This is a genomic window from Bdellovibrionales bacterium, assembly GCA_041662785.1.
In the GTDB taxonomy this organism is placed as follows: domain Bacteria; phylum Pseudomonadota; class Alphaproteobacteria; order UBA9219; family UBA9219; genus UBA8914.
The window spans coordinates 276,377-289,046 of record JBAZRW010000001.1; the positions used below are offsets into that span (position 1 = coordinate 276,377).

Below are 12,670 nucleotides of genomic sequence, written 5' to 3' on the forward strand. Positions count from 1 at the left end.
TTATTGAGACACAGCCATAGGCCACGCCATCTCATCCGGCGCAAAAGGGATTCCCGTTTGAGGAAGGGGCGGAAATCTTTCGGCTTTGATTTCTTGCGGCACTATGGGCCTCGCCTTTGGCGTCACGTCTTTGACAACACGATGCGCCGCGCCCTCTTCCGCCCGCGTTAAACCCGCAACCGTCCCGCCAATTCCCATCCAATTGCTTTTTGTTCCCTGAATCCCCGTGACAGCATCAACCAAAGCCCCTTGCTTGGCCGCAACCTTGGCCTGCCACGTGTTCCATGCCGCCGAGCATTTGATGGTTTCATTAATGAGCTCAGGCTGCGTTGCCCCCGCTTGAATCAAGGAGATATGGTGATGCTCGCTTTTACACATCGAATGGCTTAAAAGTTCTGCCTGATAGGCGCTTAATCCTCGAAAATCAGGCGACAAGCAATTGCTAAATTTTACCTCTAGGTCGTGACCATCAATATAGCCCTTCGCTGAAACGCAGCTCTTCTGTTGCTTGTCAATCAGCGCTTTCGAAGCCGAATCATCCAAATTCGGCCGCGTATAATAGGCTAACAAATCCGTGCAAGGCTTGACCATCGCGCTCTGCATGGCCAGCGCATGATCGAAGCGCGCCCGCTCCACAAGGCCTTGGGGTCTCGTCATCTTATCCTCGCCCCAAGCAGGCGTAGGGCGTGGCCCTGCCAACTGGAAACAATAGTAAAGACCCGCAATCCACATCCTTTGGTTGTCATTTATAGGGTCGGGAACGCTAACTGTTATTTCCTTCCCATCGGGAAGCGTAATCGCCTTAGACGTAAAAGACGACACTTCAAGAGGAATGGCCCCATCCATCGAAAAGGGCGTCAAATCATCATCAATAAAGCTCCGCTTCGTGTCTTCCCCAACCGTTGTGGTGGCCAAGCCGCTACAAGAAGAATCATAGCCATCTACAACAGGGTTTCCGAACCCTGCCGAACACCGCAAGGTTTCTTCATCAAAGGCGTACATAGGCCCACTACCATCATCAATCGGGCCGCGATACATGCTTTCAATGGCCTTAAGAGCCAGCCTTGAAATGCCACGCTCAAAATCCTCAGTCGTCGCGGCCAATTGATGAATTAGTGTTGCCTTACACAAATATTCATTTTTGGGCGCGGCGTAATCTGCCACAAACTTAAGGTCTGCCGCCAGCTTGGCGTCGGCCGCGGCAGTATCCATTTCAATCTGTGTAAGCCGCTGCTTGGTGAGAGCAAGCCCTTCTTGTCCCAAAGCATTAAGCCTGCCGTCGTTCTTGACCAAGTCCGTCATGATCCCAAAGCCATCGGTAATCAAGGTATAGATGTTGGAAATAACAGATATAATCTGGCCAAGCACAGCGATCTTCTTACCCATCGCAGCTAGGCGGGCGGTCCATTCTGCCACAGTTGCAGGAAAATTAAGAAAATCAATGATCCTCTCAAGGACCCCCGCATGGGCTGGCGCGGGAGCCACAAGGCTTCCCCCCGTCAATAAACAAAGTGCTAATGAAAGAACCAGCATGGTCTTTTTGATCGTGCGCATCATCATTCCTCCTGCCTTTTTAAGGCCACTATGGCGGGCAACCCTTGCGTTGCCTTGCCCTCACATCTCTCTCATTCTCCAACAGCTTCCCAACAAGTTTGAAGCTTTTGCATCGCCTGCGTCGCCGCATGGCAATTTTCGTGTTTCTGCGCGACAGACTCTTTCCACGACTGCCCCGATAAGTCGCAAAGATCGGCCGTGTCTAAAAGCAGATCCTTGTGTTTTGAGCCCGCCTGAAGAAGATTGTTGTTGTTTTGCTCACTCTTACACAGGCGTTGATTGATTTCCTCGGCCTCATAAGGGCTTAAGCCCTGCCACTTAGAAAGCGCGACATCCTTGCCACATTCTTGATAGGGGGCCAAATCAAGAAACCCTGTAGCGGCCAAACATTCTTGTTGTTGCGTTTCACACAATTTAGCAGACTCAGCGCAATTGGGGCGCGTATAATACATCAATAAATCCGTACATTGCTTCACCAGCGCATTTTCACTGGCAACACAGTGGTTAAACATGGCGCGTTGAACCTTGCCCACAGGCGTTTTCATCCCCTTGCCAGACCGTGGCGTTGGACGCGGCCCCGCCAGCAAGAAAATATTATCCCAAGCCGCGACCCATAATTGTTGTTGTTCGTTTTGGGGCGCAGGAACGCTAACGGTCAGACTTTCCCCCGTTAAATCGTTCTTATAAGATTGAGTATCCATTTGTGGCATCTGGTAAATCTGGCTGCCATCAATCGGCGAAATATCGGCATCCGCCAAACTCTTTCCACTTGCTGTGCTGTCCTTGCAGAAATCGCCCGCGCCATCAATGGCATTGCCATACCCCTTGTTGCATCGCCGTGCCTGTTCTTTTCCCACAAAATCCGACCCCTTGCCATCGCACGTCGGGCAACGATAACGGCCACTGATCGCTTCCGCCGCCATACGCGAACCTTCCTTTTCAAAACCCTGCGTTGTGGTCGCAATTTGGTAGGCCAAGACTTTCTTACACAAATACTCGTTTTTAGGCGGAAGCGCTGAGGGAAGAGAGTTCAACACCTCCACCAACCTCGCATTATTCGTCGCGGCGTCAATTTTTGCTTGCGTTATGGCAATCTCAGTCGCCGCATAAAGGTGCATCGCCGCCAGTTTCTTCTTCATCGTGATGTCATAAGCCTCGGAAAGCTTTTTAAACTTATCGGCGAAAAGATTATAGAGGCTAACAACGCCATCAAGAATCTCTTTTATATTGGATAGCTCCAGCGCCGCCTTTCCTTTTTCTATAGCCGTTTCTATTAGATTGAAAAGAAATTTGGGTATATTCATAACAGCCGTGTCAGCAACGCTCTCACGAGGCCCCGTTATAACAAGCCCCCCCGTATCAGAGCTGACCCCGACATTCATCAACCCCGAACCCAAGGCAAGAACCATTACAAAGGCTAGTCTTAAGAAAATCGTTGATATTTTCATTCTTCCCCCATCGGCCGGCTCACGGATTAACCGTTTGCGGCGACAGATCGCTCTCTGCTGCCCCTACTGCTCTTGTCTCTTTTTGATCACGCCCTCCTTGCCATTTGGCTTTATAAAATTTGTCAGCCCGCGCCACTTTAGAAGTGCGCACAACGTCAGAAGACACTCCCGACCGCCCGTCCTCAAGCGCCGCATGCCCGCCGCCAACCGCATCAACCGCCGCCCAACAGGAATCTAGGGTTTGCATACCATTAACAGCCGCCGTGCAATTGGCGTGTTTTTTATCCACGCTTACCCGCCATCTTGACCAAGCCATCTCGCAAAAGTCACTGGAAGCCGTTAGTTTTTCATAAGTCGCGCCCGCATGAACCATATCGACATAATGTTGATTGCTTTTGCAAAGGAGCTGATCAATCTTATCCTCCTCATAAGGACTAAGCCCTTTTTCACACTTATCAAACGGCTCTAAATCGATAATCCCCTTCGCCGCCAGACATTTCTGTTGCTGGTCCTTGCATAAATCTGTTTCTTGTACATAAGCCCACGGCGGCAAAGTAGCCGCTTGTATCTGATTGCAATTTGGGCGCGTATAATACGCCAATAAATCCGTGCATTGTTTCACAAGAGCGTTCTGGCTGGCAACGCAATGATTAAACAGAGAGCGCTGCACTTTGCCAACGGGGGTGTTCATGGCCTTGCCATGCAGCGGCGTGGGGCGCGGCCCTGCCAGTAAAAAGATATTATCCCACGCCGCAACCCACAGACGCTGCCGATCTGAATCGGGGGTAGGAACATAAACAGTCGCCTCTTCAAAAAGAAAAGCATTATTCTCATAAGTGTACTGACTCATGAGGGGCATTTCATAAATCTGCCTACCGTCAATCGGCGCGATATCCGCATCAGCCAGACTTCCACCACTCTCATCCAGCTTTTTTTCACAGGTTGTTTTGGCCCCATCAATCAAGACATTGCCATAACCCTGATCACACCGCCGCGCCGACTCTTTCCCTCTGTAATCAGGCCCTCTGCCATCGCAGGTCGGGCAACGATAGCGGTTGCTGATGGCTTCCGCGGCCATACGCGAAACTTCTTTTTCAAAATCCTGCGTTGTCGCCCCTGCCTGAAGGGCTAAGAGTTTTTTGCACAAATAGTGGTTTTTGGGGACAGCCCCCTGCATGGCCGCGCCGACAGAGACTCCCAGAAATGTATCAAGCGCCCCCGCATCAACGCGCGCTTGCGCCATTTTTTCTTCGACCTTGGCGGCAACCATATCGCCGTACAACATGGCCCGCGTATCAAAACCAAGCCTTTTTTCCGAATTTTCGAAAAGGATTTTGAACAAGTCGGACATGGCAACCAACACATCTATAAGAGCTTTGACAATCTTCAGATTACTGGCCCACTCCACCGCAAGCTTGCCCCATGACCATATGGTTGTGGTAAACTCCGACACACCCACGACAAAAGTAACATAGGCCCCAGCCCGTGCGGGGGCGGGAACAACCGCCGTCTGCAGCATAAAAAGGGCAAGCAAGCACAGAATCCACCGCTTCATAACGCCCCGCCATGGTCTGTGCTTGCCCATCAAAGCCATCTCCGCTTAAAAGCGCCCGTTTAGTTCATTTCCCAGCCAGCGCGACATCGGACGTGATTGATACACTTCCGACAAAGGATAGACCGTCTGCAACGGCGTGCCCGGATTGACTTGGATGGCATCGTTCAAAGACATCCCACTGCATGTCGAATGAGAGGAAGACGGCAATTTCGCCGAGAAACTAAAGGTTGGAAGCGGGATACAAAAGGAATTCAGAAACTCCGTCGCCGCGTTTCGAACATAGTCGCAGACCCACTCCCCCGCCTCTTTAATAACTTCTTCTACCAACGCCGCAACCGCCGCCTCTATTATCGAAAACCCAGAAAGCATGGCACTAATAGAGCCAAAATAGTCCAGATAGAATTTTAAACAATAGGTCTCCATAATTTTTCCCCGCACATATTTTTTCGGGTATTTCTTATCGTTGGCAATCGACGCATCATAAGCATCCTGCATCGTCGATTGTTTGGCCGCCATATGTGCGCCCGCGGCCTGCGCCATTCGCCCTGCCATTTCCTCATCAGGACAAGGGGGCAAGTTATCGGAAAGCTTTTCCTTCCCCCCCCACTCCGTCACATTGAACGCTGTTGCTGTGGGCGAAATGCCCGCGCTGGCGATGACAAAAAACAGCGCCATAAAAACAGGGACAAGGGCTTTTTGAAAAGTCTTTTGTATGCAGCGTTGGGTCATAGGACACCTCTTTCTCTTGTTTTCATCATTGTCGTCTCAAATCCAGTAAGAGCGGCGGCGTATCGGGCCGCCCCGTTGACATTCCACTGACGGGCGGCAAGCCAACGCCCTTGGGCCAAGAAACAAGACCCTTCTCAACCGCGCTCGCATCAAGCTGCCCATAGCCCACCGCCAAAAGGTTGCCCAAGGAAACCCCGTTGCAAGACCCGCCACCACCGCCAGAAATAGTCAGCCCAATGTTCAGGGACGGTATCGCCAGACAAAATTTATTTAACATGCCATCGATAAACTGCGTGGCCACGTCGATGGCATACTCACAAGCAAGGTTCATAAGTTTGTCAACGACCTCCACTATGATCAGGCTCTCAATCAGCTGCCCGTGGGTCACCATAGCCCGCAAAGCATTAAAATAGTCAAAATAGACCTTCAAACAATAGGTATCAAAAATCTTGCCACGCACTTCCTTAAGCGGCGTTCCTTTTTCGAAAAGCCAGCTGCCAGCCGGAGCAAAATCATGCGATTGCCCCCCGCGCCCGCTGTCACGCTCCGTCAGGCGGACCGCCTCGTCCTCTGCCGCTTCAAACGCCGTCGTTATGTACGCATCATTCGCCTTGCGAAGGGCAAGCGCCAATGATCGCGAGCGGTCTTGGCAATTCAAGGTTGTCACAATTTCCCCAGAGCCGTCCTTGATAATGACGTTCCCATAATCCGTCGATTTCTTATCCGTCACAACTTCTTGCGTTAATGTGCCGTCCAAAAGACCAATGATAATTTTCAGCTCCCGCACAACGGAGCAGCTACCGGTTTCCTTATACTCCGTAATTTGCCCGCCATAACGGCAAATGCCCCCCTCATAACCACTGCTGGCAATCAAACCGCTTAAAACCGAATATCCCGCCTTCGCGCAAGTATTGGGATCCGTGAGCAAGGACTGAATATAAGCCTTTTCCGACATCCCTGCGCTCTGCGCATAGGAAGGAATGTTGGTGTGGTAAATTTGAAAGGCACAATAAGCCAAAGACCCTTCATTAACTGCCGATAAGCGGCCATCGGCTTCATGGATCGCCATCGCCTTAAGTTCTTTAACGTACCCACCGCCATTGGCATCAATGGCAGACACAAGTCCATTCATCTTCATCAGCTCTTCAGCCTGCGCAACCGTCATCTTGCTTTGGGCAACATCCTTGCTCCAACGATTTTGCGTATCATGATAATGGGTTGATGGCGTGGCGGCAAAAATCTCCGTCTGCCCCAACACCATAAAGCAAAAAGCCAGCACGCTCGCGACCATAAGAGCCGCCGCACCTGAAAAAAGCCTATGATAAAGAGTTGGCCCTGTCATTGCCCGCTATTCTTTCTCATAAAGTCCGTAAAGTTCAAAATCTTTGGCTTTTTCACAACTGCCTTGGCCTATCTCTTGCGGTTTCTTGTCCGAAGCAAACCACAAATCCGAAGGCAGGGCGTCGCTATGCCAGCACACAGAAACCGTATTTTTCTTTAAATCGATATAAAGGCGCGCATTGTCGCTGTTGCAGGCATGCTCCTTACACGCAAACGCGAAAAGAATATCGCCCCTTTGTTCAAGGGGGGCTGTGACTTGCTTGGCAAGGTTATCAAAAAGACCATCAAAGTGGGCTTGGTCCAGCGCCTTATGCGCTTCCTTTTGCAAGAGGGGATCTGTCCAGAAACTTTTGCCGTCTTTGGCCTCAAAGGAAAAAACGCCGACCCATTCTTTTAGGGGAGCCAAGGAAGACACGTCCACCACCGCAAAAGACGGCGCGGCGCACCCCATAACCATCAGGCATAAGAACGTCACGACACGGTACATGAATCCATCCCACCCTAAACCAAAAACGCTTAAAAGAAACTACGACCCTCTAGGGGTCTTTGGCTAGAATTTTTTATAGTTTCCTTCCTTCTATCATCAGCGTTTTGGCTTAATGATCCCTTAATTTCCCGTCTTTTCTGGGGGGCAAGACGGCAAAGGCAAAAACCGTCAGCGCCAGCGCCGCCCATAAAGAATCCGTCCAAAAGTTATAGGCCGACATCAACAAGGCATAGGCGAAGGCTATCGCCGCCAAGGCAAAGGGGCGAAGAGGCGCGCGCAATCGGACAACGCCATAAAGCGCCAAGAAAAACAGGAAAAGATAAAGCCCAAGCCCCCATGCCCCAAGCTCAACCCACAGCTGCACAACCGCATTATGCGGATGCGCCGCGCTTTGTGTGGCGTGAACGTAACGATCCCCATGAGGCACATGCCAATCAAGATTCCGCGTCTGCCCGATGCCCCACCCGAAAAAGGGCTTTTCCATAATCCGATAGGATAAATAGTCCCATATTTCAACGCGATGAAGCCATGAAGGGGGCAAAGCCAGAACCCTGTCATGCCAATGGGTAAAGGCGTATTGAGCCACCATGGGCCACGACAACGACCCCGCCCCAACCAGCCCCAACAACCCCATCGTCACTTTAGGGATAACCCAAGCGAAGGCGAACGTGCCAACCGCCAGAACCTCCCCCGCTTGCGAAGCACGGGAGCGCGTTAGCACCAGCCCCAGCCCTATCGCCAATAATAGCAACGCCAGAAGACCCCTTTTCTCCTTTTTCTGATCCTTCTTCTCCCACAAGGCCGCCAAAACAGGCCAAACTAACAGGACACCATAAGAAAAGCCGCGATTAAGCTTGGTCGCCGCCCGCGATTCCTCCCCCACTGTTTCAAAAAGAAGAAACAGCCAGCCATTATGCGCCCAAAAACCAAGCGTCAGAAGGAGGACTAAAAGAAAAAGCCAACGCTCTGGCAGACGGCAGCGCGTTTGAAGGGCGGGCGACAACAAAAAAAGCAGGGGAAGAAGGATCGTCGCCAATTTCAGCGTTTCCTGCCACGACCCTTGGGGCATCAGGGACTGGAAACACGACAAAAGCGCCGCCGAGAGCATAAAGAGAACAAAGAGCGCGGCAAGCCCGTCCGGCGCGGGGAAGGCCTTGTTGCCCACCCCGTAAAGGAGCGCCAGTAGCAAAGCGCCCCCTATTCCAAGCCCCCCCCATGCGCCACCAAAGAGAAGCCCCACCGTGGCGATCAGTCCATAAAGAACCAGCGCAACCATCGGTAGCTGGGTCAAAAAGAGATTGCTGCCTTTTTCCTTCAAGAGTTGGGATAATGGGGCAAGAAAATCAAAAGAAAACGGGATCCCCGCTTTCGCGGGAATGACAGGATATGTGTTTAAGTTTAGCCCTCTATCGTCATCCCCGCGAAAGCGGGGATCCCGTTTGTTTTTTTTACCATTTACCAACTCTTGAACTGTTTTGAGCATGTTTTTTTCCTGAAAATCTTTCGTTTTCATAGCCTGTCCACTCCGTTAAGCTGGCCTTCCGTTCAGTTTTACCGGATTAAAAGCTAATGTCCACCTCTCTTCGCCTCGCCCTTTATCAACCCGATATGCCAACCAATACAGGCTCTATGCTGCGGCTTGGGGCGTGCCTTGGCGTTGGCCTTGATATTATCGAGCCATGCGGCTTTATCTGGGATGATAAGCGGCTGCGTCGCGTAGCAATGGACTATATCGATCATATCAATTACGAACGGCATCGGGACTGGGGGACTTTTCTGGCGGCAAAAGGCGCCCGCCGCCTTGTCCTGCTGACCACCAAAGCCGCCGTTCCCTATACCGATTTTGCCTTTAAGCCCGACGATGTCCTGATGGTCGGGAGGGAAAGCGCAGGCGTCCCCGAAGACATTCATAACGCCGTCGATGCACGGGTTACGATCCCCATGGAAGAGGGGCTTCGCTCCCTGAACGTCGCCCTTGCCGCCGCCATGGTTTTGGGGGAGGCGCTCAGGCAAACAGAAGTGACGCGATAGAAACGTCCTAGAGTGCTTGGAAAGTTCCTGCGCTACCACCCTAGCCGAGCCCCCGAAATAACGCGTCCAGACCCCCTCCAAACGCAAATGCGGGGCATTCTACGGTGGACTTGTCCCCCATGTAGGCGGAACGATCCTACGTTATGGTTAATGTATGCTGTCTAGCTGCCCGTTTCACGGTGGGGAGTCCAATGATAAAATATTTATTAACAAACCTTGAATCCCCCCCTCAAAGCGCTTACATGAGTCCAGTCAGAAACAAACCGGTTAATCGGCTTGGTTTCTGATTTCTTTTTCTGTTTCGGCATCGGAACAAGAAAAACAAAAGAGAATAAACACCCTAAGGCTTTTGCCTTGGACAACAACTTAGTAAGGAGCAAGACCGATGAAATTCCGTCCTCTGCATGACCGCGTCGTGGTTCGTCGCCTTGAAGGCGAAGCCAAGACCGCTGGCGGCATCATTATCCCCGACACAGCCAAGGAAAAGCCCATGGAAGGCGAAGTTGTCGCCGTTGGCCCGGGCGCGCGCGATGAACAAGGCAAGATTGTCGCTTTGGACGTTAAGGCGGGTGATTGCATTCTCTTTGGCAAATGGTCAGGCACTGAAGTCAAAATCAATGGCGAAGAGCTGATCATCATGAAAGAGTCCGACATTATGGGCGTGATCGATAAGTGCGCATCCGGCAAAGGCAAGTGCGGCTGCAAGAAATAGCATTCAGGATTCAGGGTTCGGCATTCAGGGAAATAATCCCGCTGCGATGCTCGTTTTCTGAATCCTGAATCCCGAATCCTGAATCCTTTAAAATCAACTGAAGAGGAACACAACAATGGCTGCTAAAGAAATTCGTTTTGGCGTAAAAGCCCGCGACAGCATGATGCGCGGCATCGATGTGCTGGCCGACGCGGTCGCCTGCACACTCGGCCCCAAGGGTCGCAACGTCGTCATTCAAAAGAGCTATGGCGCGCCCCGCGTGACCAAGGACGGCGTGACGGTTGCCAAGGAAATCGAGCTTGCGGACAACTTTGAAAACATGGGCGCCCAAATGGTGCGCGAAGTCGCCAGCAAGACGGTTGACCGCGCCGGTGACGGCACAACGACAGCGACCGTTCTGGCTCGCGCCATGGCTCGTGAAGGCGTTAAAGCCGTTGCGGCGGGCATGAACCCGATGGATCTGAAGCGCGGCATCGACGCCGCCGTTGAAAAAGTCATCGAAGACCTCGCGCTTCGTTCAAAAAAAGTTGCCAGCAAGACCGAGATTGCCCAAGTCGGCACGATCTCGGCCAACGGCGACAAGGAAATCGGCGACATGATCGCCTCAGCGATGGAAAAGGTCGGTCATGAATCGCCTATCTCTATCGAAGAGAACAAGAGCCTAGAAACTGAGCTGGATGTCGTCGAAGGCATGCAGTTCGATCGCGGCTATCTGTCTCCCTATTTCGTGACCAACGCGGAAAAGATGATCTGCGAAATGGAGAACCCCTACATCCTGTTCCACGAAAAGAAGCTGGCTGGCTTGCAGCCCTTGCTGCCCGTTTTGGAAGCCGTTGTTCAGTCGGGTCGTCCCCTTCTGATCATCGCCGAAGAAGTTGAAGGCGAGGCTTTGGCCACGCTGGTTGTCAACAAGCTTCGTGGTGGGCTGAAGGTCGCCGCTGTCAAGGCGCCGGGATTTGGGGATCGTCGCAAGGCGATGCTGGAAGACATGGCGATTTTGACCAGCGGTCAAGTCATCTCGGAAGACCTTGGCATCAAGCTTGAGAACGTGACGCTTTCAATGCTCGGCACAGCCAAGAAGATTCGCATCGACAAGGACAACACGACCATCGTCGATGGCGCTGGCAAGAAGAAAGACATCGAAGCGCGTTGCGCCCAGATCCGTCAGCAGATCGAGCTTTCGACCTCTGATTACGACAAGGAAAAACTGCAAGAACGTCTGGCCAAACTGGCAGGCGGCGTTGCCGTGATCCGCGTCGGCGGCGCGACGGAAGTCGAAGTCAAGGAACGCAAGGATCGCGTTGACGATGCCGTTCACGCGACCAAGGCGGCCAAGGAAGAAGGCATCATCGCAGGCGGTGGCGCGGCTCTTCTCTACGCCATTCGCGCGATTGAAAAAGTCAAGGTTGCCAACGACGATCAACGTCGCGGCGTTGACATCGTGCGTAAGGCTCTTGAAGCCCCTATCCGTCAGATCGTTGACAATGCCGGCCTTGATGGCTCGGTCGTTGTCGGACGCCTTTTGGATCAGGACGACAAGAACCACGGCTTTGATGCTCAAAAGGGCGTTTACTGCAATCTGATCAAGGAAGGCATCATCGATCCCGTCAAGGTCGTTCGTGTGGCTTTGGAGAACGCGGCCTCAGTGGCCGGCCTCCTCATCACCACAGAAGCCATGATCGCCGACAAGCCTGAGAAAAAGGGCGCTGCTGGAGGCCATGATCATGGTGGCGACATGGGCGGCATGGGCGGCATGGGCGGGTTCTAAACCCCCGTTCCACGCATTGCCCCTAAGGCAAAGAAAAACCCCTTGGAGAAATCCAAGGGGTTTTTTATGGGAAATGCCTCCTCCCCCATGCTTCGTCATCCCGCACGAAGTCCCGCGTATAGCGGGACGAAGATGCGGGACCCAGCTGAAAGCTTTTTTCTTGCCGCAATAACCACGGCATCGTCCCCAGCCCCCTGGGTCCCGCATCTTCGCGATGCTAACGCATCGCTTCGCCTGCCCCGCGAAGCCCAAGGGGCGTAGAGGGGTGCGGGATGACGAAAGAAGGAGGGAAGACGTTGAGTGTTTGTCGCCCATAGGGCAATCATTATGGCCGTTGGCTTTACGCGCTTGCCTTCGCCGTCACATCCTCGAACAACTTTGTCCATTGCTCGACAGGCAGTTTGCCATAAGGTCCTTCGGCAGAAGCCCAATAGGCCAGCATTTGCGGAAAGACATCGGTTTCTTTGCCCCGTACAGGAACAAAATAACGATCAAGCGGCAAAAACCGAAGCCCCTCCATTCTCGCCATTCGTGCAGCATGCTTTTCTGGATCAACTTGTTCTAAAAGGGCTGTGGCAAAAATCAAAGGGTCATCGGTTCCCAGCCGCTTCTTGGCCTCCGCCCGCCTTGCCGTCAAAACGTCAAGCGTGCGAGACGCCGCTTTGGATAATTCGGGAGAAGAGCTTTCACGCGCAATATACAGCGCATGCGCCACATGGTTGAGATCACCTTGCGATAATTCAGGAAGCCAAATCAGATAGCCCGCCGCCGTCTGCCCCGCACGATCAAGCGTTGCCGTCAGCTCACAAAAGGAACAGACCGTCGCAAAATCATCCCCGCCGCCCTTTCCCGAAGAAAGAGCGCCCATGGGCAGCACGCGCTGATATTTTTTGGAAACGAACCCGCAGCAACGGCAAGAAAAAGAATCGCGCCCAAGCGTTTTTTCAAACTGACTCTTGGACGGAATACTGTTCTTTGAAACCGCCCCCTTGGCGTCAGGCCGTTGCCCAACGCCAAGAGAAAGGGATAGAAAGGTCAAGGAAGC

Annotated in this window: 11 protein-coding genes; 3 read left to right on the plus strand and 8 right to left on the minus strand. The window is 52.5% G+C overall.

What is annotated here, in order from left to right; translation table 11 throughout:
- From WC612_01315 to WC612_01345, 7 genes are all read right to left on the minus strand, one after another.
- Positions 1–1,560 (minus strand): hypothetical protein, encoded by a 1,560-nt coding sequence (locus tag WC612_01315; GenBank protein ID MFA6279418.1) that lies wholly within the window; start codon positions 1,558–1,560, stop codon positions 1–3.
- A 65-nt stretch (positions 1,561–1,625) separates the two neighbouring features.
- Positions 1,626–3,002, minus strand: a complete 1,377-nt coding sequence (locus WC612_01320; protein MFA6279419.1) for a hypothetical protein — start codon at positions 3,000–3,002, stop codon at positions 1,626–1,628.
- A 19-nt stretch (positions 3,003–3,021) separates the two neighbouring features.
- Positions 3,022–4,557: a hypothetical protein gene (locus WC612_01325; protein ID MFA6279420.1), complete on the minus strand. Its 1,536-nt coding sequence runs from the start codon at positions 4,555–4,557 to the stop codon at positions 3,022–3,024.
- Positions 4,558–4,602: 45 nt separating this feature from the next.
- A complete protein-coding gene (locus tag WC612_01330; GenBank protein ID MFA6279421.1) occupies positions 4,603–5,286 on the minus strand; it encodes a hypothetical protein in 684 nt (227 codons plus the stop codon).
- Between the two features lie 25 nt (positions 5,287–5,311).
- Positions 5,312–6,628, minus strand: a complete 1,317-nt coding sequence (locus tag WC612_01335; GenBank protein MFA6279422.1) for a hypothetical protein — start codon at positions 6,626–6,628, stop codon at positions 5,312–5,314.
- 6 nt (positions 6,629–6,634) lie between these two features.
- The gene (locus WC612_01340) at positions 6,635–7,114 is read right to left on the minus strand and encodes a hypothetical protein (protein MFA6279423.1); all 480 of its coding nucleotides are present in this window, start codon (positions 7,112–7,114) and stop codon (positions 6,635–6,637) included.
- A 109-nt stretch (positions 7,115–7,223) separates the two neighbouring features.
- Positions 7,224–8,405, minus strand: a complete 1,182-nt coding sequence (locus tag WC612_01345; GenBank protein MFA6279424.1) for an O-antigen ligase family protein — start codon at positions 8,403–8,405, stop codon at positions 7,224–7,226.
- Between the two features lie 278 nt (positions 8,406–8,683).
- Here WC612_01345 and WC612_01350 point away from each other — a divergent pair, with 278 nt between their 5' ends.
- The 3 genes from WC612_01350 (at position 8,684) to groL (ending at position 11,625) form a co-directional block, all read left to right on the plus strand.
- A complete protein-coding gene (locus WC612_01350) occupies positions 8,684–9,145 on the plus strand; it encodes a tRNA (cytidine(34)-2'-O)-methyltransferase (protein MFA6279425.1) in 462 nt (153 codons plus the stop codon).
- 385 nt (positions 9,146–9,530) lie between these two features.
- A complete protein-coding gene (locus tag WC612_01355) occupies positions 9,531–9,857 on the plus strand; it encodes a co-chaperone GroES (protein ID MFA6279426.1) in 327 nt (108 codons plus the stop codon).
- Between the two features lie 115 nt (positions 9,858–9,972).
- Positions 9,973–11,625: a chaperonin GroEL gene (groL, locus tag WC612_01360; GenBank protein MFA6279427.1), complete on the plus strand. Its 1,653-nt coding sequence runs from the start codon at positions 9,973–9,975 to the stop codon at positions 11,623–11,625.
- Between the two features lie 340 nt (positions 11,626–11,965).
- Here groL and WC612_01365 read toward each other — a convergent pair whose 3' ends face one another.
- A complete protein-coding gene (locus WC612_01365) occupies positions 11,966–12,664 on the minus strand; it encodes a hypothetical protein (protein MFA6279428.1) in 699 nt (232 codons plus the stop codon).
- Between the last annotated feature and the right edge of the window lie 6 nt (positions 12,665–12,670).